General features: G+C 58.9%; 14 protein-coding genes and 2 riboswitches. Of the genes, 11 read left to right on the top strand and 3 right to left on the bottom strand.

Annotation, left to right across the window (positions count from 1 at the left end; translation table 11 throughout):
* Positions 1-316: tetratricopeptide repeat protein (locus ABJK70_RS06880; RefSeq protein ID WP_347257622.1), on the top strand; the 316-nt coding region annotated here is incomplete at its 5' end.
* Positions 313-1,842: a sulfotransferase gene (locus ABJK70_RS06875; protein WP_245245706.1), complete on the top strand. Its 1,530-nt coding sequence runs from the start codon at positions 313-315 to the stop codon at positions 1,840-1,842. The genes ABJK70_RS06880 and ABJK70_RS06875, both read left to right, overlap by 4 nt.
* A 339-nt stretch (positions 1,843-2,181) precedes the next feature.
* Here the strand turns inward: ABJK70_RS06875 and ABJK70_RS06870 are convergent, their stop codons facing one another.
* The 3 genes from ABJK70_RS06870 to ABJK70_RS06860 all read right to left on the bottom strand — a co-directional run bounded on the left by ABJK70_RS06870 (position 2,182) and on the right by ABJK70_RS06860 (position 6,385).
* On the bottom strand, positions 2,182-2,949 hold the full coding sequence (locus ABJK70_RS06870; RefSeq protein ID WP_210024186.1) for a VPLPA-CTERM sorting domain-containing protein: 768 nt from the start codon (positions 2,947-2,949) through the stop codon (positions 2,182-2,184).
* Positions 2,950-3,047: 98 nt separating this feature from the next.
* Positions 3,048-5,303, bottom strand: a complete 2,256-nt coding sequence (locus ABJK70_RS06865) for a cytochrome c peroxidase (RefSeq protein ID WP_347257621.1) — start codon at positions 5,301-5,303, stop codon at positions 3,048-3,050.
* 329 nt (positions 5,304-5,632) lie between these two features.
* Entirely contained in the window at positions 5,633-6,385 is a 753-nt protein-coding gene (locus ABJK70_RS06860; RefSeq protein WP_077731888.1) for a VPLPA-CTERM sorting domain-containing protein, read from the bottom strand.
* 586 nt (positions 6,386-6,971) lie between these two features.
* Between ABJK70_RS06860 and ABJK70_RS06855 the strand changes: the two genes are divergently transcribed.
* The 9 genes from ABJK70_RS06855 to ABJK70_RS06815 all read left to right on the top strand — a co-directional run bounded on the left by ABJK70_RS06855 (position 6,972) and on the right by ABJK70_RS06815 (position 19,632).
* Entirely contained in the window at positions 6,972-7,463 is a 492-nt protein-coding gene (locus ABJK70_RS06855; RefSeq protein ID WP_077731887.1) for a TlpA disulfide reductase family protein, read from the top strand.
* 1 nt (position 7,464) lies between these two features.
* Positions 7,465-7,704: a DUF4266 domain-containing protein gene (locus tag ABJK70_RS06850; RefSeq protein ID WP_077731886.1), complete on the top strand. Its 240-nt coding sequence runs from the start codon at positions 7,465-7,467 to the stop codon at positions 7,702-7,704.
* 502 nt (positions 7,705-8,206) lie between these two features.
* Positions 8,207-11,458 (top strand): DUF3570 domain-containing protein, encoded by a 3,252-nt coding sequence (locus ABJK70_RS06845; protein WP_077731885.1) that lies wholly within the window; start codon positions 8,207-8,209, stop codon positions 11,456-11,458.
* Between the two features lie 318 nt (positions 11,459-11,776).
* The gene (locus ABJK70_RS06840; protein ID WP_347257620.1) at positions 11,777-12,730 is read left to right on the top strand and encodes an FAD:protein FMN transferase; all 954 of its coding nucleotides are present in this window, start codon (positions 11,777-11,779) and stop codon (positions 12,728-12,730) included.
* A 635-nt stretch (positions 12,731-13,365) separates the two neighbouring features.
* Positions 13,366-14,226, top strand: coding sequence for a VPLPA-CTERM sorting domain-containing protein (locus ABJK70_RS06835; RefSeq protein ID WP_143735246.1), 861 nt, complete (start codon positions 13,366-13,368; stop codon positions 14,224-14,226).
* Positions 14,223-14,351 (top strand): hypothetical protein, encoded by a 129-nt coding sequence (locus tag ABJK70_RS06830; RefSeq protein WP_276205413.1) that lies wholly within the window; start codon positions 14,223-14,225, stop codon positions 14,349-14,351. Before ABJK70_RS06835 ends, ABJK70_RS06830 begins: the two co-directional genes overlap by 4 nt.
* A 265-nt stretch (positions 14,352-14,616) precedes the next feature.
* Positions 14,617-14,702, top strand: a riboswitch (cyclic di-GMP riboswitch).
* 112 nt (positions 14,703-14,814) lie between these two features.
* Positions 14,815-15,723 carry a hypothetical protein gene (locus ABJK70_RS06825; RefSeq protein ID WP_133716213.1) on the top strand — a complete coding sequence of 303 codons (909 nt, stop codon included), beginning with the start codon at positions 14,815-14,817 and terminating at the stop codon, positions 15,721-15,723.
* 286 nt (positions 15,724-16,009) lie between these two features.
* Positions 16,010-16,098: riboswitch (cyclic di-GMP riboswitch) on the top strand.
* A gap of 114 nt (positions 16,099-16,212) precedes the next feature.
* Positions 16,213-17,109, top strand: coding sequence for a hypothetical protein (locus tag ABJK70_RS06820; protein ID WP_347257619.1), 897 nt, complete (start codon positions 16,213-16,215; stop codon positions 17,107-17,109).
* A gap of 363 nt (positions 17,110-17,472) precedes the next feature.
* Entirely contained in the window at positions 17,473-19,632 is a 2,160-nt protein-coding gene (locus tag ABJK70_RS06815; protein ID WP_347257618.1) for a hypothetical protein, read from the top strand.
* Positions 19,633-20,792 lie beyond the last annotated feature (1,160 nt).

The following is a 20,792-nucleotide window of genomic DNA, read 5'->3' as shown; positions in this document are numbered from 1 at the left end:
GGCCGACCGCGACAAACTCCAGCGGGCGCTGGCGTTGGCCCAGCGGTTCGAGACGGCGACCGAGCCCGCGTTCCTCGACACGCTCGGCTGGATTTACCGGCAGTTGGGCGAGTTGACGACGGCGCGGCCGCTGTTGGAAAAGGCCGTGGCGCAGGCGCCCGAGGTGCCCATTTTCCAGTATCACCTCGGCATGGTGTACCTCCAGGCGGGCGATAAGGCCCAGGCCAAGGAGCGCCTGGAAAAGGCCGTGGTCAAGGACAGCGATTACCTGGGCCTCGAGGAAGCGAAACAGGCCCTTGCAGGCGTTTCCGAATGACAAGCTTCATACAGCGCGGTTATGCCGCCATCCAATCCCGAAACACGGCAGAAGCCGCCACGTGGTTCGAAAAGGCGGTGGCGGAAAATCCGAAAGACGCGCAGGCCAAGGCTTGCTTGGGACAAGCCTTATGCTGGCTGGGCAGACGCGATCAAGGCATCGTCCATTTGCGCCAGTCCGGTCAGTTATTGCTGAAAAAGGCGCGCAAGAGCCGGGACATCGGTTTGCTGCTCGGGCTTACCGAGCAGCTGCAATTCTGGAACGATTATCGGGGATCGCTGGAATTGGCGAAACAGGCGGTGCAGATCGATAGTTCGCAGGTTCGCGGTTTTCAACTGCTGACGCTTGCCCACTCGAGGTTGAATCAGAACAAATCGGCATTGGCGGCTTGCCGGCAGGCGGTCAAACGGGCGCCGCATAGCGCTATGCTGCAAATTTTATTGGCGAGCCTGGAAACGGCCGACGGGAGTTGCGACGAAGCAAAACAAAGGCTCGAAAACGTTTTGAAAGGTTTTCCGACGCCTGAAGAAAGATTCCGGGCGCATAAGGAATTGGCGCGGATACACGACAAGCTCAAGGCATACGACCAGGTGTTCGGCCATTTGCACGCTGCCGCGGATGCGTCCGCCTTGCTGCCGGAAGTCAGAAAGCAGGATGCCACTCTAGTTCCGAATTTGATCAGAACCAACACCGCCGGTTTTACTCGGGAACTGCTGGCTCGCTGGTCGGAAACCGCGCTTCCGCAGGATCATCGAGCGCCCCCGGTGTTCCTCGTGGGGTTCATGCGCTCGGGGACTACGCTCACTCAGGAAGTTCTGGATGCCCACCCGGATGTTTTCGTTGCCGACGAAGCGGACTTGATTTTCGCCTTGGGAAAGGAACTGGACCGCATGTCCGGGTCGACCGGGACGACGCCCGAACAGCTTGGGAAGCTCGATCTGGCCGGCGTGACGCATTTGCGCCGGTTCTACTGGAACCGGGCGCGGGAACGGTTCGGAGACAAGATCGACACACGGATTTTCGTGGACAAGACTACGATGAATACCATCGATTTGGGACTCATCAATTGCATTTTTCCGGAGGCCAAGCTTGTTTTCGTCATGCGCGATCCGCGCGATGTGTGCTTGAGCTGTTTCATGCAGACCATGATTCCGAACCCCTCTACCGTCCAACTGCTGAGCTGGAAGGGAACGGCGGCCTTTTACGCGCAGGTCATGGAGTGGTGGATGTGCATGAAAACGCGGATGACGCTGGATTTCGTCGAATTCCGTTACGAGGATGCCGTATCCGGATTCGAGACGACCTTCCGCGAAGTGTTCGCCTTTCTCGGGCTTTCCTGGGATCCGGCGGTTGCCGATTTTCACAAGCGGGCGGCGGGAAAATACATCAATAGCCCCAGTTTCAACCAGGTGGCGCAGCCGCTTTACGCCTCGTCGGTCGGGCGCTGGCGATATTACGAACCGGAGTTTGCGCAGGTGTCCGAGATCCTCATGCCGTTCGTCGCCGGCTTTGGATACGATCCCTGAGGATTTGAGACATATTCGTTTAGAGCATTTTCCGGCTAGGCTAGCGCCCCCAAGGCGCAGTAGGTCGGCAATCCTTTGCCGACACGACGAGACATCTTTGTCGGCAAAGGGTTGCCGACCCACGATTATAGTGTTGGCGTGGAAGCTGGCTTCAGCCGACGATAACTCCAAATCGCTTTCAATCCGGTATTCATTTTTGCCGGGCGGGTGAGGCCGCGAGACCGTAACCCACCGAGCGGCCTTGAATCGGTGGGTTACGCTCCGCTAACCCACCCTACGATTCATGTTCACTCGAATGTCGAATGGAATAAGTAGGTCGGAAATCCGTTTCCGACGGAATCAGGCCATCGCTTTCCGTTTTCTCATGCTCGAAAACGTCAAAAGGCCCGTGATAAAGAACCAAACGGCCGCAGGAAGGGGAACCGGCGAAGCCTGCAGATTGCCGTTGATCCACACGTCGGCGTGAAGACCTTCCGAGGCATTCGGGCCTAGGCTGAAAAGCAACGGCCCCGATGAGCCTGACGTTGCCGCATTATCCAGACCGTATACCGAGGCATTCACGAAACCAAAGCCCAGACTGGGAGAAACATTGGTGAAGCCCGGAAGGAAACTGTCGGAACTGCTGGTCCTGAAGTAGTCGAGAAATATATCGGTGTCCGCAGACTGCCCGCTGGCGGTAGCAGTCAATTCGAAATCCAGAGCAAGTTCGATGGCATAGCTGTCGCTGCCGAGGTTGTTGAAATCCAGGCGGAACCACCCCAGGTGGGAAGAGGCTACCGTACCATCGGTTACATTGCCGCCTACTGCGAATGTCCGACTGAAACTGGTTTCGACGCTAACCGGGCCCACGGTTGGATTGTCGGCTGCGATTGCGCCGTCACCGGTGGTCGCCACATAGGAATCGGGAGCGCCCGCCTGCTCGAAATAACCGAGAATTTGGAGTCCCGACAAGTCACCCGGATTGTTGAGGTTGGTGATGTTAGTGATGGTATAGGTCAGTGTCGCGTCGCTGCTGAACGCACTGGCCGCCAGTGTCGTTTGGGCGCTCGACAAACCCATTACCACCAAGGTGGCTAGTACTTTGTAGTTTTTAGTAAGCGGTTTCATGCATATCTCCTAAAAATAGAGGCCGGTGCGAATGAAAGCCGGGCACTCATTGATTGCCCGGCTTTCGATCCGCGGCAGCCGGATCCATTTCGGCCTGACTACGGTTCCAAATAATTTTCGAACGGCAGAATCGGATCGGTCGCGCCGTTCGCCCCAACCGCCGGAATCGTCAAGGTGTCCTCTGTAGCCAAATTTGGATCCAGCGGATTGCCCGCAGTCACGGATTGGCTATCTCCGCTGTGCCCATGGGGTACGACGATCTCCGGATGATCGAACGGCGCCTTTTCGTAACGTACCCGGTCGTCGGTGAAGGTTTTCAAGAAGGCGAGCAGATGCGAGCGTTTAATGGGATTCTCGGCCAACGTGACACTGTCCATTAACGAATGCTTATCGGGATTGTTGACATTGCCGAACCGGGAGTAGAACTCGAGGACTTCTTCCAGGGTGGCCATGCTGCCGTTATGCATGTAGGGCCCCGTCAGTTCGATATTCCTTAGCCCTGGTATTTTGAAAACCGCTTTCTTGGCCACGGCCAACTTGCCCGGTGCCGAAACGAGAGCGGCATTTGCGGCCGCAATGGTGGGACTGTATTTGCGTAGGGAATTCAGGCAGTTTTGATCGCGCAGCACACCCTCACGGCTGCCGTCGATTTCTATGCCGTCGGGTATGGTGAATACTGTGGAAATCACGCTATTGGTGTTTAACGCAAGAGGCGTCAGAAAATCGCAACTGCGGACGTTGTCGACGCCCGGATCGACTATCCCTGAATCATTGCCGAGCAAATATTGAACGTACTGATCGGAGAACGACAAGGGATTACCGAAATCGTCGACGCCTCCTACCCCCGGATCGGCATCCGGATCGCCGACGCCGGTATTTGCGAAACCCATATCCATCAACCGCTGGCCGCCTGAAGCGACATCTCGGATAACGACATTAACATCGCGGTTGATGCCGGCAGCCGCGGCTCCGTTCGAGGGGCCAAGAGCATTGGGACCGTACTCGATCAAGCTATGATCCGGACCGAAATACATACCCGGCGTGGGCGTCACCAAAGTGCTGTTCGTGACCATGGCGGCGGTGGTCATGGTCGGGCCGGCATGACACAGGTTGCAGTGATTGTCCACGAAGGTCTGGAATCCATCCGTCAACACGTCGATTTCTTCCTGAGTCTTGCCCATGCCCTGCCAGGTTGGCCTGTGCGTCTGCGGATCGCGAGGCGACAAGTCGATGGGGGCTTGATCGGATACCAGCGTGGACTGATAAAGCTGAAGCGCTATGCCGAAAAACATGGAAAAGTTGGCTTCCATCTGGCTGTAAGGCGTTTGCCCGGAAGGCGCGCCGAACGGACCAAGGCCGCCGTAAGACCAGTACTTCGGATTGAATGCCTGAGTGATCATGTTCTTGTAGGTCGTGCTCAGTCCGGGTTTCAGACTCCCCGGCGAACTCAGGCTGAATGGTCCCAGTACACTGTCTTCATGATGGACCTTCTGATGCTGCAAGGGCTGGCGCAGCAGCAGCTTTCTGCCGATGGCCGGCCACGTGCGCTGCCTGCAACTCATTTCCGAGTCGCTCAAGGGCGGCCCCATGGCCTGAGAGGCGAGCGAGGAGTTTTCCAGATGCAAGCGCTGCTTGACCACGCTTCGGGCATTGATTTTTACCCAGACGCCGGCATCGGGATCGCGGTCGCCCCAGGGACTGCTGCCGTTGAAGATGTTGTTGGCTCGGCCGTCCCAGAAATTGCGGTGGTTGAATACGGCGTTGATGACGGTGGGCGTGTTCCTGGGCTCGACCCGTCTCGTGCCGACATGATTGACGTGAAACACGGGATCGGCGCTGCGGGCACATTGATCGCTCGTGCCGGTGAATTTCGAAGCGCCGATAAAGTCACCGCTGAACGTGCCGGCTGAAGAAACGACGTCGTCGGTCGCGAAAGCGACTCCGCTTTCTTGATGCAAGGGATCGTTGAACCGGAAAGTCGGAAAGTCGTTGCGGGTCAATGTGTGGTTGGCGCCCCCGGAGCCCGACGGCAGTGCCTCGAAAGTTTGGCCGGTCGGACTGCTGCTCTTTTCCCCCGGATTCAGCTGATTCTTGACGCGCCGATCCGCCCCGGCATGGTAATGGCAGGAGGCACAGGCCATGCCGTCGCTGCCGACGTTCATGTCCCAAAACAGAGCCTTGCCCAGGGCGATGGCCATGTTCTTGTTGACGACGATGGGATCGGAGCCGTCCAAGAGACCCGGAACCGGCGGAATGGGCACCTTTTGCAAGGGCATGGGCTCTGGGCCGTGGGCGAACGCCGACTGCGCGATCAGCAGGCAAACCCCCAAAAGGACGTAGTTGATAGACCGCATGTTTTTACCTCGAAGTTGGCGGCCTTAGAACCTCTCCCCCGAGGTTCCGCCGCGGGAAACGCTTATCCATGTTCGTAAAAAGCGGGGCAGGGACCAATGTCCTTACCCCAATACCGTTTGTCTAAGATTTTTCCGTTCGGGTTGAGCGCAGCCCTTTGGAGCGTAGCGGAGAAGGGCGAAGTCGAAGCTCCGGAGAGGCCGTTCATCCTTCGACTTCGTCCCGCGCACCATATAAGCGATGGCGCGGAACTACGCTCAGGGTGAACGGTGTCTTCTGTCTGAACGAACGGCATTGCCTCTGCCCCGCTCGAACACCATTACCGGCAAAATCAAGCGACCGCCAGGCCCGCTTTCCGTCTGCCGAGCGACACCAAACCCATCAAACCGGTGCCGAAAAGCCAGACCGCGGCGGGAATGGGGACGGCACTGACAGGAGCGCTCAGCGTAATGTTGTCGATTCTTAAATCAAACCTTTTGCCGTCCTCCGGCACAATCGGGTAGCCCTTATAGTGGATCCAGAAGGCATCGATGTTTTCGAACGCCTCATCGAGGGTCAGTGTGCCGTTGAAGCCGTTGGCCACCGTCTGATAAGCGACCACGGTTGGGTAGTTGGTGCCGTCGCCAGCGGCGAGGTCCGGGTTCAGGGCCATATTGAACCCCAGGATTTCCCAGACATCGTTGGGGCCGGTCCCCGGATTGGCGTTCTTGATCGGCGCCTGAAACTCCATGGACGTGAGGCTGAACGCGGAGCTGTCCTGGGCTCGTACGTAGATGCCGGGGGAGTCGGGATGGTACTGGAGCAAGGTGCTGAAGTCCCCATCATACCGGTGCAGGTGGGCGTTCGGGTCGGGGTTGCTAACAGTGCCGATCGCAAACCCATCCTCGAAATAACACCCGGCCGAACCGGCGCCGGCACAAGTGCCGCCCGGCTCAGGCGCCAGATTAGCTTTGCCGTAGTAGGCCGCGAACGTCATGGCTTCGAAATCGATCGTGACGGGGTCTACGATGGCGGCCCCAGCGGTGCCGGTGGTTAAGGTCAGCGCGGAAAATATCATTCCGGCGATTGTCTTCGATTTGTTCATCTAAAAATCTCCATAGCGTATGAATCCGGTATCCCCATTCGTCCAGGACAGATATGGCCCGGCGAAATAAAGAATTCCGCGACAAAGGACCGGGCGTGCGATGCCGACGACCGGCCGGTGAAACGCTGACCCAGCCGGTTCCCGGCTAAATCAGGAGGGTGCGGCCGCTGCGTTACTATCCTGCGACAAGGACCATTCCCCCGCGGCAGTAACGAGCAAAATACATACCACGCCCAATTCGTCTGAAGGCCGTTACTGCCGTTCCGGGCAAAACCCGCTCACCCGCTTTAAACCACACCTGCGCGATGGATATTCCATAAGATCGGACTTGGGGGAAGCGTTCGAGTCGAGTGTGGGATTTGAAGCCTCTATCTGGGTCATATGCCTCATGGCCGAGGAGCGGCGGTCCGCTTCCGGGGCGGGCCGAGGACGAGCCCTGAGGTCGCGATGCAGGCTCTAGCGTACGTCCGGCGGCGGAGGCAAGTACGTGGCGCTGTCGGCGCCGCGATCTCGTAACCGATGGCACAGCCTGTGCTACCTAGGGCGGTGGTTAACAGCCTGTCACCTCGGATTTACATGCAGAACAATGAAAACATTTCTTCTATCGGCTCTTCTGCTGCTCGGCTGCAGCGCTTCGGTTTATGCCGTTCAAGAGGGATCGTCGGTACCCGGGTGCCCCGCGGCATTACCCGGCAATAACGAAAAACTGGACTTCGGGGCTTATAAAGGCAAAGTCGTGCTTGTCGACTTTTGGGCCACTTGGTGCCCGCCGTGCAAGAAATCCATGCCTTTTATTAACGGATTGCGCAACGAACGTCTGAAGGACGGATTCGAAGTCGTTGCCATCAACGTGGACGAAAACACCGAGGACGCTCTGCGATACCTCGAAGCCCACCCGGTGGATTACGTCACGGCGTTCGATGCCTCGGGCGAGTGTCCGCGCGTTTTCGAGGTGAAGGCCATGCCGTCGTCTTATCTTGTCGACAAACAGGGCAAGGTGCGCGCGATTCATCTCGGCTACCGCGACGAGGATCAGGACGCTATCCGCAAACAAGTAGACGCGCTCTTGGGGGAATGAGATGACATTCTTCCGAAAGCTTCGACTGGCGCGTTTGCGGCAGCCGATTCTGCTCTGCGCCCTCGTGATTTGCCAGGGCTGCACCAGCGTCGCGCCGTGGGAAAGGGGCACTCTGGCCAAGCCGGAGATGTCCATTACGCCCGATCCCAGCCTGACCGGCTTGCGCGACCACATTTTCTCCAGCAAGGAAGGCTCGCAAGGTGGACATGGCGGCACCGGGGGCGGCTGTGGCTGCAACTGATCCGCATTCATCGCCTCTCTGCCGATTTGCTCGCCGCGCCGCGTCGGCGGGTCAATGCTTCAGCGGAGAATGGGCTTTTCCACTCCGCCTTTCGCGTCGGCTTGGTTCAGGCGGCGTCCGGAAGGGATTCCCGACCTACTCACAGTACGTCCGCTGGCGACTCGATGTAGGTCGGCAATCCTTTGCCGACTTCTCGGCATGGGTTCCCAAACAGGAGTTTGGGAACCAGCGTAAGGGATTCCCGGCCTACGGCCCGGCGGCTCGACATAGTTCGGCAATCCCTTGCCGACGGCTCGCTTGGCGCGGTCGGTGTCGGGAAGGGATTCCCGACCTACGGCCCGGCGGCTCGACATGGTTCGGCAATCCCTTGCCGACGGCTCGCTTGGCGCGGTCGGCGTCGGGAAGGGGTTCCCGACCTACGGCCCGGCGGCTCGACGTAGGTCGGCAATCCCTTACCGACGACGATGTTAGCGCCGTCCTCGCGAAGAAGGGGGCGTGAGAAATGCCGGTCAAATCGGAAAAGCCCAAGGCGCTTCTCGCCTTGACGACCGCCGCCCTCGCCCTGCCGGGCATGGATGTCTCGGCCGCGGTTCCGGTCGCGCAAGCGCAAGGTAATGTCCACTTCGGTTATTACGAGGAAAGCGATGACCGAATGCAGGTCGAGGTTTCCCACGGCGATTTCATTGTTCCGGTTTCCGACCGGCTCGAATTCACCTTCAGCATCGACCGCGATACCTACAGCGGCGCCACGCCGGCGTTCAGCATCCCGGCGACCATGGCGGATCAGCCCAAGTACAAGCAAAACACTGACGGAACGCCGGCCAGCGATCCGACACCGGCCGATGTCGTTTCGGCGGCTTCCGGGGGCGTCACTGCCGGTGGGTTGACTGTTCTCGGCGGGCTCAATGCGTACAAAGCATTCTGGGACAGCAAGGATGCGTCTGAGGCGGACGCCAGCGCGGCGTTAGCACAGTGGAAAGCCGCCAATCCCGAACCTCCGTCTCCGCCGTCAACGCCGACGATCGACAATGTGACGATCGATTTCGAGAACATGACATTCGCGGCCTACTACGGCAAAGCCAACGCAGCGCCTGAGCCGGGCGGCAGCTGCGCCGGCATCGGTTCGGACGGCTGTTATTTCGAGGATGGGTTTGCGATCGGCACCGTGAACGACCCCACAGCCCCGAACGCCCACCTGCATCGGCTGGACGGAGACTTCAGCACCTTGCTCCAGTACCATCCCGATTCCGCCGGCATCTACGTGCGCGCCTTGGACGGTTCGGCCTTCAGCCTCGACTCTATGGAGTTTTACGCGCGGATCAAGTCAGGGAATCCGGGGACCGGCCCCAACGATGTCTGGGAAATCCTGGGGTTCAATACGGCCCTGAACCCGGACCTCGCCGCCGGCGACGGCACTAACTACGACGCGACCCGAGTGGCTTATCAGATCGTGGCCAACGGCTTCCAGGGCGCATTGACCCTGAACGAGGCGTTCGAAAACATCAACGCGTTCTGGATCCATTACAAGGGCTATCCGCAGACTCCCACGGACGGCAAGCGGTTCGATGTGCAACTCGATAACATCAATCTCTCTGGCGTTACCCTACCTAGCGAAAGAACCGAGGAACAGAAAGCATGGGACCAGAAGCTCGCAGCGGAGATCCAGAGACTCACCAAACTTGCCGTTATCTCACGATATCGCGCGGTTCTCGACAGCCTAGTGCCCAAAGGCACGAAACCGGTCCAGCGGTTCCAGACGCAACCGCGCGAAACGCGCACCATGCCGGTATTCGGCGCCAAATACTATTTCGACGAGGCCACGCTTGCCCTCTCCGGCGGCTATTCTCTCGAGCCGGATTTCAAATCGAGTTTCGGCTCGATCAATCTGAGCCACGAATTCAACCAGAAACATACTACGGTATCGGCGGGATACAGTCTGACCAGCAATGACATCAGCCGAGGCACCGTCCACTCAACTGACAGCGAACACTCGCATGACAACGATGATTCGCCCAATTACCCGGAGCTGCGCGAAGAGAGCGTTTTCCACGGCTTCAGTACCAGCATCGCGCAGGTGTTGGGCAAGAACACATTGTTTCAGGGCACGGCCAGCTACACCAACCAGAGCGGTTATCTCACCAACCCATATAAGTACGTTTACGTGCGCGGGGAAATTACGCCCGAGGAGTACTATGAGATTTCGCAGGCGAAAGCGGGCACAATCGACTGGAAATCCGTGACCAATCTCGAAGTCGTGGGGATCGAGCTGTTTCGGGAAAGACGGCCCGACGAGCGCAACCAGTGGGCCTTCTCCGGTCGATTGAACCGGCATATACCGGCGCTGGATGCGTCCCTGCATTTCGATTACCGGTACTACTTCGACGATTGGGGCATCGATTCTCACACCTTCGAGCTGAAGTGGTATCAGCCACTGCCCTTCGGCATCATGGCTGCGCCGAGCATCCGCTATTATTCGCAGTCGCAAGCCGACTTCTTCGCTCCATATTTCCTTGCGCCCAGAGCCGACGGCTATTATTCGAGCGATTTTCGCCTGTCCGGCTTCGGCGCCCTGAGCGGCGGCATCACGTTCAGCAAGCAGTTCACCAAGGGCATTCGGCTGGAAGCGGGCTTCGAATATTACAGCCATGCCGGCGATCTGAAGCTGGGCGGGGGCGGCGCGGGCGATTATGCCGATTTCAACTATTTCCTGGCTCACGCCGGGCTTAACGTCAATCTGTCGGCGCCCGGCTCATTCTCGGGCGGCCACCACGAACACGGCTCGCACCATTACGGGCATAACATGCCCGCCGGCATTATGTTCGGCCATATGATGGACCAGGCCGACAGCTTGATGGCGGGGTATCGCTACATGTACAGCAATCAGGCGGGGGATATGCTGCACGGTACCAACAGGGTCGGCAGTCAAACGCTGATCGGCAGCGCCTGCGGCAACTCGGGATGTCTCTCCCGGCCGAAAGACATGACCATGCACATGCACATGCTGGACATCATGTATGCGCCGACCGACTGGCTGAACCTGATGCTGATGCCCCAGCTCGTCGACATGGAGATGGAGTCGAAGCCGTTGCCGGGGGCTCCGGAAGACGACGAGCACGGCGGCGGGCACAGCAGCGACGGATTCGGCGATACCTTGATGGTGGCATTGATCAAGCTGTTCGACGTGTCCGGGCACCGCCTCAATCTGGGACTGGGGGTCAGCGCGCCCACGGGCGATGTCGACATGACCGTGGATGGCGGGGCTACGGAGGACGGTGAATTACAGGATTACAGTATGCAACTCGGCAGCGGCACCTGGGATTTCAAACCCAGCCTGACCTATACCGGACAGGCGGACAAGTGGTTCTGGGGCGCGCAGGTAAGCGGCACCAAGCGGCTCGAAGGCAGAAACAAGTCGGGTTATGCCCTGGGCGACGTATTTCAGACCACCGCCTGGGGCGGCTACAGCCTGACGAACTGGCTGTCGGCTTCGGTGCGCGGCGTTTACACCGTTCAAGGTTCTATCCGTGGCGAATTCAACCGCGAGCATTCGACCACCGCGCCGGTGGACTTCCCGTCCAACTACGGCGGACGCTATTGGGATGTGGGGCTGGGTCTCAATCTTTCAGTACCCAGCGGCGATTTCGCCGGCCACAATCTCAGCGTCGAGTGGTTGCAACCGGTGTCGGACGATGTCAACGGTTATCAGCTGGCGCGCACCGGGACCTTGGCCGTTACTTGGAATTATGCGTTTTGATGGGCCGGGTTGGTTTCGGGATCGATTTACTGCCTGTGGGAGCGGACTTTAGCCCGCGATAGTTCGTAGGTCGGCAATCCGTTGCCGACAAACCCCTGTGCCAAGCTGAGGCGTAGGGAAAGGATTCCCGACCTACTACTCTGTGTTATAGCAACTATGTGGGCTCGGTACGCTAATTCCCGAACTCCAGTTTGGGAACCCACTGAGAGAAGCTCCAGCTTCTCGGTTATGGTTCCCAAGCAAGAGCTTGGGAAGCAGCAGTAGCAGCGTATAGGATGTGCTGATGAAGGAAGCGCATCACTTAGCAACCCTTCCGGAATGGCCTTGAATTCGAACGACCTGAAGTATTTCCGCTTCGCCTTCAAGGCGATGGGTACCCCATGCGAAATCCAGCTGTTTGCCGAGAGTCACTCGGAGGCCAAGCGGGTATCGGATGCAGCCATGGCCGATGTGCGTCGCCTGGAAGCGCGCTATTCGCGCTATCGCAACGACAGCCTGCTGTCCGCCATCAACAGGGTCGCCGCCGAGGGTGGCCAGGTTGCGGTGGATGACGAAACGGCGGGTTTGCTGAATTATGCGGCGACCTGTTACGAACAGAGCGACGGGCTTTTCGACATCACCTCCGGCATTTTGCGGCGTGCCTGGCGCTTCGAACAAGGCAAACTGCCGGACGACGCGCAAGTGCGCGGTCTGCTCGAGCAGGTCGGCTGGCACAAGCTGAGGTGGGAACCGCCGGTGCTCGAATTTCCGGTAGCCGGCATGGAGCTCGATTTCGGTGGCATCGTCAAGGAGTATGCCGTCGACAGGGCCGCGGCGCTGTGCCGGGACGCGGGCGTTCGACACGGCGTGATCAATCTGGGCGGCGACATCAAGTTGATCGGCTCGCGGGCGGATGGTAGTCCGTGGCGAGTCGGAATTTCTCACCCGCGCCAAAAAGGCTCGATGATCAAGACCCTGGCGTTGCGCGAAGGCGCGGTCGCGAGCAGCGGGGACTACGAACGCTGCATCGTCGTGGACGGTATCCGATACGGTCATGTGCTGAATCCCAAAAGCGGCTGGCCGGTACGCCATCTCGCCGCCGTCAGCGTGGTGGGGGACTTCTGCGTGGTCGCCGGCAGCGCTTCGACCATCGCCATGCTCAAGGAGGAAAACGGTCCGGCCTGGCTGGACGCCATGGGCTTGCCGCATCTCTGGATCGACGTCGAGGGCAACGTGGGCGGCTCTCTGGCGGAATCGGCAGCTTATTCCAAATCGCGTTCAATCCGGAATTGATTTTCGTAGGGTGGGTGAGGCCGCAAGGCCGTAACCCACCGAGCGGCCTCGGACCTGTCCTGAGCCAAGTCGAAGGGTCGGTGGGTTACGCTGAGCCGAGGGGCTATCCCACCATCGATGGGTTTCGCTTCGCTCTACCCATCCTACGATGAATGTTCATTCGCATGCCGAATGGAATTATTCGTGGGTCGGCAATCCTTTGCCGACTTCGCTTGGCTGTCAACCCGTTACGTCGGGAAAGGATTCCCGACGTAACGAGGCCGCATCATTGCAATCGGCTCCCCCCTCGCCCGACTTCCTCCTCATGCGCGATATGCCGCTGAATGCTGGGGCATATACCTCATTTCCCGGATTCCGGCCTATTTGTAAAGCCTTGGAAGCACCGTAGTGCCTCGATTTGGACACTGGCACGACACTTGTTAAGTATCGGTTGCGCTTAGCTTGCACTTCTTACTCCATTCGGCATGCGAATGAACGTTGCGTAGGGTAGGTTACGGCCACCCTTCGAAAATCAATTCCGGATTGGAAGCGATTTGGAATTACACCGTTTTGCGGCGCGAACGGCTGAAGCGAAGGGGTATGAGCAATGCGGGTTAACGGCGTGGTATCTCAACTTCCAACTTGCAGGGATTCATATGAAACAAACCAGATTGGCCAGGGCGATCGCAATGGCGGTTGCCGGCTCGGCCCTTTCTTTAGGGGTTGTTGCCGAGGCATCGGCACACACGATGTACAACACCTACAACGCCGGAACGCCCGCTACCGATGGGGGAACCGACGGCTGGGTCTATGGCGGTATAAACAATCCGACCTATCCGACGGTATCGCCGGGTTGGGTGGGAACCGCCAGCCCGACGACGCTGCCGTTCGGTTACACCGGTTCTTCGGCGTTGAACTGGGCGGCCGAACTCCATAACGCGGGTGATTCGCTGGAAATTTCCAGGGCAGATGCGCAAGCGAGATATGGCGTTGCAGCGGATATCGATACAGCTAGAGGCGCCTGGCTCGACGCGGGAGCAACCCCTCAGGGCTGGTCGCACACCACCGATATCGGGTTGTTGATGTCGCACAGCGATGCTTATGTCACGCTGAATCTCTCCGCCGTCAATTCGGAAATTGCCAACTTCGGGATTACGGTATTTACCGGTATGGACACCGGTACCGGCTATGAGAACCATCAGGCATGGAATAGCCCGATTCAAGGCTTAGATTTCACCGCGAGCGATCCGTTCGGCACCACCGGCGTAACTTATTTGACCCACGATTCAACCGTCGACGGGGTCAACGGTCTGACCTTCCTGGCGGAGGCCGGTCAGATTTATTCCATTTATCTGGGCGGTAGCGGCGGAGCCAATTGGAATCAAAACAAGGATCTTTACGTCTTGAACATCACGTCTTCTCCGGTTCCGATACCGGCCGCCATTTGGCTGTTCGGCAGTGCTTTGGCCGGGATGGGATTCGTCGGGCGGCACAGACACAAGGCCGTCGCCGCATGATGCGGGACAAGGCGGTCGAGCTTGCCTTCGAGGCTGGGCGCACCATGTGGCATGCGCCGGTGTCGGCGATATCCGGCCGTTTCATCGCCTCGGCCTCAGCCGATCGCCGCTTTGAAACGGTGTAGTGAAAGAGCTGGCTGACTGACCCTCCGGATGATTTGGGTCGCCACATGCTGGAATACCCGCACTACAAACATGGGATATCCCGCAGCTTCCGTTAGGTTCGTCATAGAAATGGCGCTATATCAACGGTTTACCTCAGGCGCGCTTATTGCTCTTGGGGTATCGGCCGGTTCGACCGAATTCCGGTTCGAACGCGCTTTGTGCTACGGAAAACCGGAAAACCATTGCCGGGGAAGGGGAGCGTAGACCGTAGCGGGGCGGAGTCCCTTTTGCACCTGCCACTCCCGCCGCGAGGCGGGTTCGGAAAGCCACGGGTCTTGTGAGTTTGATCCCAAGACGGCCGGGCCGCCTCCCTCGGTGATGGGGAGATCGGAGCGCCTTCCGCTTTTGACGGGAGCGCTGCGGACATCGCTGCCTATGTGAAAACAAAGACCAACTCCATAGAACAGCACGAGGTAATTTCCTATGTCCAAAAACAAAAACAAACTGACCAAAGCGGTGGCCATGGCCCTCGCCGGTACCGTCTTGTCCGTAGGCGCCGTTTCCGGCGCCCAGGCGCATACGATGTACAACACCTTCACCACCACTGAGCTGTCCGCCACCGACGGCTGGAACTATGGGGGTATAGGCAATCCGACCTATCCGACGGTATCGCCGGGTTGGGTCGGAACCGCCAGTGCCACCACGCTGCCTTTCGGCTATGCCGGTACGTCTCATCTGAACTGGGCGGCCGAGCTTCACTCCGCGGGCAACACGCTCGAAATCTCGAAAGCAGATGCAGTAACGCGTTACGGCTTCGCCGCGGAAATCGATACCGGCGCCGGGGCCTGGCAGGACGCAGGCGTCAATGGCAGCGGAGTTCCGACAGCCAACGGGCCGACCGGCTGGAGACATCAGACCGATATTGGCTTGATCAAGGCCGAAGAAACTATGTGGGTAACACTGAATCCCGTGGTGGTTACGGGAACCGGCTACGACATTCAGAACTTTGGCATCACCGTCTTCACCGGCATGGACTCCGGTACCGGCAGTTACTCTCATCACGGCTCCTGGAACTGCCCCGGATGCACACCCGCGAAACCTTACGAAGCCGATAACCCGTTCGGCACCGTAGGACTGAGCTACTTGACTCACGATGGCACCGTCGACGGTGTAGACGGTTTGACCTTTCTGGCCCTGGCCGGTCAGGTTTATTCCATCTACCTGGGCGGCGCCGGCGTGGGGAACTGGAGTCAGAACATCGCGGAGTACAGCTTGAATATCAGCACCGCACCGGTTCCGGTCCCCGCGGCGGTTTGGCTGTTCGGCAGCGCCCTCGCGAGTTTGGTCACGCTGGGACAGCGCCGCAAGAACGTCATGGCCGTTCCCGCCTGAAACAAGACCTCGACGTATGTACACGCCTTCCTTTCCGCGCTCTAAGCGGGGAACTTTTGTGTGGAATCACCCATGAGACTGCGTGATTTGCCACGTCGGTGGCGTTTGCATGCGATTTATCTGTTTGATTAGCAATGATTATTTAGTGGCATATTTATTGTTTCAGCAAAGGCCGGGTCCGCCGCTTAGGGGGCTCATAAAAAGACGCGATACACACGGATTCGCAAGGAATCGGCTGGCAGGGATCGCCCGAGGGATCTTTGTCGGGATGGACCGCCGTTAGGTCTGTCCGAATCGCCACACCCGCCGCGAGGCGGGGCCGGAAAGCTTCGGGTCTCGATGCTATGGAGTATTCGAGACGGCCGAGCCGCCTCCTAGTGTGATGGGGAGGACCGCGGCGCAGCTCCATTGGGTACGGTGAAGCGCCGCGGACATCACTGTTAACGAGCTTTTGGACGACCACTAACAGTGACGAGGACGAATCATAGTATGAAAACCACGGCAACAATACTGGCCCTCGCGGGAATGCTCGGGGGAACATTGGTCGCTGCGCCCGAGGCTCACGCGCACGCCACGTTCAACATCGCCGGTTACGGCGACGGCACCGGCGGCAGCATCAACGGCGCCGACGGAATGCCGGGCACCGACGCGAGCGGCGTTTGGACCAACGGCGGTGTCGGCTATACCGGGAGTTTGCCCGTCATGTGGTATGCGGGCATGCACAGCGCGGCGGCGGCCGGCCGCACCATCGAGACCGGCACGCCCACATCCACCAACGGCAGCAGCCTGCAGCGGCAGATTGCCAACTATAACAACAATAACGATCCCGACCTTCCCACGGATCGAATGCTGCGGGTCGGCGGCCTTTCCTGGTCCGATCCCGACAACGGCGGACAGGGTTGGGGCCATGGAGCGGACTTCGGCCTGATCCATTGGTCCTGCGGCGGCAGCGCCCAGGGCTGCGTGGATGCCGGAGTATCGCAATTCAAAATCACTCTGGCGGACGACCTTGCCGACGGCGGCGCCAACCTCAAACTCGGCTACGCGCTTTATGGCGGCTGGGATACCGGTGCCGGCGCTTCTAGGCACGATACCTTCTTTACCGATCCGACCCCGGTAAACAATCCGCTGGGCTCCGACGATCTCACCCTGCTCGGTTGGGGCGTGGCATCCTCGGTCGGCGAGACCTTGTCGCAGGTATTCGACCTCGACACCACTTATGGGGGCGAATACACGATCATCATAGGTGCCTTGGGCGGCGTAGCCGGCAATTATCAATTGACAGTCCAGCCGGTTCCGATTCCCGCTGCCGTATGGCTGTTCGGCAGTGCCTTGGTTGGCGTATTTACCATCGGCCGCCGGACTTCGAAACCGACTCCGGCATAACTTGGCAACCAGAGAGGCAAGAGTGCCCGGGTGGAACGATCTCCCGGGCTCATCCGATCGATCTGGCCATAGAGCATTGATATGTCCCGGCTCATCCGAACACGGCAGACGCGTGCTCAAAGCGATGCCGGAGGCCTTGGGGTTGATGACCGGTTTCGGCGGGTGCCGTAACCATTCGTTTAACAATAATTTCAACGTAGTGACAGGGCCGTCCAATGCGGGCGGTGTCCGACACCTCCTCGCGACCAAGGTTTCGCAACGGCCGAGCAAGGCTCAGCGGTTCGCGCGTTGGTCGTCCATAGGAGTGGGATCGCCGTCTGTATAGCTACGTTCTTCCAATAAATCCGATCCTGGTACGAGTCCGTGAATAAAAATACGTTTCCACTTTTGGCGGCGCTGGCGCTCATGCTTGGGGGTACGGTCGCCTACCTGCTGCTTACCGATACCGAAGTTTCCAAGTCGGAGCTGGTCACAGGCCACGGCGATGTCGAAACCCTGAAGAACGCGTACAGCCGCTGGAAAACCGCTTATGAAGCTGACGGCGGCGATCGTTTTCTGACCATCCCGCTCGGTTATTCGAAAGCCTTATCCGGAGAATTCAGCCGGGCGCAGGGACGCATGCGGCTCGACCTGCTGGAGGGATGGGTGACGGTCGAAGTCAGCGGACTCGATGCGGGAGGCTACGAGGTTTGGCTGGTCGATAATAAAACCGGCTGGCACAAGGCGGGCGGACAGGAGAAGGCCAACGCCATGCAGAGGCTCGGCCGTCTCGAACCGAACAGTGAAGGGAAACGGATCTTGAAGACCCGTCTCGACGGCTTGGCCATGAGCGGATTTACCCTGGATCTGGTTGCCATTACCCGAGAGGAAGGGAATCCTGAAGAGGGGGGCGTGCTGTTCGGTACGCCGGGCTTCATGCAGAGACTTTATTACGGCGACAAGCCCTGGACCGTGACCCGTGTGGGCAACTTGCCGAGCACTCCCCAGCAGCATAGCGGTGGCGCGGCGAAGCCGTTCGACTTCATGCTGCCCAAGCTCGCTCACGCCGATGCCAGAGAGCGGAACGATCTCGATGCGGTTCTCGGCGCGGAGATTGCCCGAGGGCGGGAGATTTTTCTGAACGAAACCTTCGGCGGCAACGGACGCACCTGCGCCACCTGCCATCGGCCGGACAACAATCACACCATCGACCCGAAATACATCGTCAAGCTTCCGAAGGACGATCCCCTGTTCGTGGCCGAATACGACCCTGCGCTCAAGGACTTGGAAAAGCCGCAATTGCTGCGTCAACTCGGCCTGGTCCTTGCCAATGTGGACGGCTTCGACCGGCCCGGCGTCATGCGCAGCGTGCCTCATACCTTGGCCCTGGCGGCGTCGATCGGCACGGAAACTCTGGCGGACGGCGGCGAGTTCGAGGAAGACGCGAAATTTGCCAACGCCATTGGCTGGTCGGGGGACGGCGCGCCGGGAGACGGCTCCCTGCGGCTGTTCGCGCAAGGCGCCATCGCCCAGCATATGACCCGAACGCTCAATCGGGTTCCGGGTGTCGATTTTCGTCTGGCCACCGACGAGGAATTGGACGCCCTGGTCGCCTATATGCTGTCCCTGGGGCGCAGCGAGGACATCGTGCTGGCTGACCTGACGTTCACCTCTCCGTTGGTGGAGCGCGGCAAGCAGCTGTTCGACACCAAGGAAAATCCCGTCGACGGCAGTGGCAATCCGATCTTCGGTCAGACGGCCAATTGCAATGGCTGCCACCAAAATGCCGGTGCCAACAGTTCGACCACCAAGAAGAATCCGACGCGTGACAGCGGCGTGGAAAACATGCGGGATCAACCGGCGCACCTGGTCGATGCCAGCATTCCTTATGATGGGGGATTCGGCAAAGAGGAGCACCACGCAAGAATCGACTGCGGTCCCGACTACGACCAGCCCTGCTACGGAGACGGGCGGTTCAACACCCCGTCATTGGTCGAAGCTGCGGATACGGCGCCTTTCTTCCACAACAATAGCGTCAGCACGATCGAGGAAGCGGTGGCCTATTACAACACCGATGCGTTCAATAATTCGCCCGGCTCATTGACGTCGTCCGGCAAGAACCGGCACGTCAAGCTCGACTCGTCCCAGGTCGTCGCCGTCGCGATGTTCCTGCGAACCATCAACGCGCTCGAAAACATACGGAGTTCCAATCGGATGGATCTGCAAGCGCAGAGCCTGAGCGACCGGAGCGCGACAGACATCATCCGATTGGCGGCGGCCGACACGAAGGATGCCATCGAGGTTCTGACGGAGGGTACTTTGATCGTATATCCTGAGGCCCTGACGCATCTCCGTCAGGCGCTGAAGCTTGAGAGGAACGCCGCTTCCGGCCGCGCCAAGGGCCAACGCAATGAGCTGCTGGCTAGAGCCGTCCAGCTCAAGGAAAAAGCGCGCGACTCGATGGTAGCCGGACCGCAAGAAGCTTTTCCGGTTCCGGAGACGGATCGTGGTCCCTCCAGGGGGAAGGGGTCGAGAAAGAAGTAGACGAGAGGATGCCGAAGGACGATCCGTCGGGGTTGCCGGGCGACTGGGCTAACCCTGGGGACTCGTCCTTTCGGGCGTAGGTTGCCTATCCCTAAGTACATTCCGCAAATATTTGCGGAGTCTCGATAGATTGGCTTGATTGGCGGGGTTGTCCGGCAGGTTGCCTATGCCGCAAGACTTCCCTGAATGTACTTAGAGCGATTTCCATCCCGGTGTACGGATTCGTTCCAGGAGGGGAGAGCGTAGGTCGGCAATCCCTTCCCAATCGCAAACGGCATCTCTGGGAGCGCCAGAGCTGCCCTTCCGACAAAGCCCTTCGCCGAGCCGATACGTCGGCAAAGGATTGCCGACCTACAGGGTGCTACAGTCGTAGGTCGGTAACCCTTTGTCGACGGGCTTTGTGTCGGAAATCGTCGCCTTGGTGTTCCCGGAGACGCCGTTTGCGATTGGAAGGGGCCGATTAAAGGCCCGTTTGCGATTGGAAGGTCGCGACTAAAGCGACGTTTGCGATTGGAAAGGATTCCCGACCTACGGGGGCACGGTCGTAGGTCGGCAATCCCTTGCCGACGAAGACGCCGTTTGCGATTGGGAGGGATTCCCGACCTACTCGCGAGTGCCCGTACAGTCGGTATGAAAATGCCCTAGGTAAATCCATAAGCCGATGAGCCAACGTAGGCAGATCCTTTGCTTTCGAGTTATTCAGCCCCGAATCACGGGGACACGCTTCGCACAACGAAGTTTCTCCCGAGCTATTTATCCGACGGCAGCTAAGACATGGTCAGGAAGTGCCGTATCTCGGACCCTAGGTTCCGGGAATAGGAATGTAACAAAAATGTTCGATTTGATGTGTTACAAGGCTTATCGCTTAGCAGAAGTTTTTATCGCGGACATTCAAGCGTCGAAGGAAAAGAACATTAATCGCAGAGTGGGTTAAGGCCTCGCAGCCTAACCGACTTTACAAAAATCGAAACCGTATTGAAGGCCATTTGGAAATAGGAGCCTATCCCAGTAGGCTCAAGTACCCCTTCGACAAGCTCAGGGCGAACGGCCTGCTGGGATAGCCTCTAAGAACCTAAAGAAGAGTTCACAGTGAAAAAAGTAGCGCTGATCACCGGGACGACGGGGCAGGACGGGGCCTATCTGGCGGAATTTCTGCTGGA

Source organism: Methylocaldum sp. (genome assembly GCF_039794385.1).
Taxonomy (GTDB): Bacteria; Pseudomonadota; Gammaproteobacteria; order Methylococcales; family Methylococcaceae; genus Methylocaldum.
This window is presented reverse-complemented; position numbering and strand designations above follow the sequence as displayed.

Bases quoted from the DNA above. Each gene is read 5' to 3' on its own strand.
- ABJK70_RS06875 (WP_245245706.1), top strand. From the start codon at position 313: ATGACAAGCTTCATACAGCGCGGTTATGCCGCCATCCAATCCCGAAAC.
- ABJK70_RS06870 (WP_210024186.1), bottom strand. From the start codon at position 2,949: ATGAAACCGCTTACTAAAAACTACAAAGTACTAGCCACCTTGGTGGTA.
- ABJK70_RS06865 (WP_347257621.1), bottom strand. From the start codon at position 5,303: ATGCGGTCTATCAACTACGTCCTTTTGGGGGTTTGCCTGCTGATCGCG.
- ABJK70_RS06860 (WP_077731888.1), bottom strand. From the start codon at position 6,385: ATGAACAAATCGAAGACAATCGCCGGAATGATATTTTCCGCGCTGACC.
- ABJK70_RS06855 (WP_077731887.1), top strand. From the start codon at position 6,972: ATGAAAACATTTCTTCTATCGGCTCTTCTGCTGCTCGGCTGCAGCGCT.
- ABJK70_RS06850 (WP_077731886.1), top strand. From the start codon at position 7,465: ATGACATTCTTCCGAAAGCTTCGACTGGCGCGTTTGCGGCAGCCGATT.
- ABJK70_RS06845 (WP_077731885.1), top strand. From the start codon at position 8,207: ATGCCGGTCAAATCGGAAAAGCCCAAGGCGCTTCTCGCCTTGACGACC.
- ABJK70_RS06840 (WP_347257620.1), top strand. From the start codon at position 11,777: ATGGCCTTGAATTCGAACGACCTGAAGTATTTCCGCTTCGCCTTCAAG.
- ABJK70_RS06835 (WP_143735246.1), top strand. From the start codon at position 13,366: ATGAAACAAACCAGATTGGCCAGGGCGATCGCAATGGCGGTTGCCGGC.
- ABJK70_RS06830 (WP_276205413.1), top strand. From the start codon at position 14,223: ATGATGCGGGACAAGGCGGTCGAGCTTGCCTTCGAGGCTGGGCGCACC.
- ABJK70_RS06825 (WP_133716213.1), top strand. From the start codon at position 14,815: ATGTCCAAAAACAAAAACAAACTGACCAAAGCGGTGGCCATGGCCCTC.
- ABJK70_RS06820 (WP_347257619.1), top strand. From the start codon at position 16,213: ATGAAAACCACGGCAACAATACTGGCCCTCGCGGGAATGCTCGGGGGA.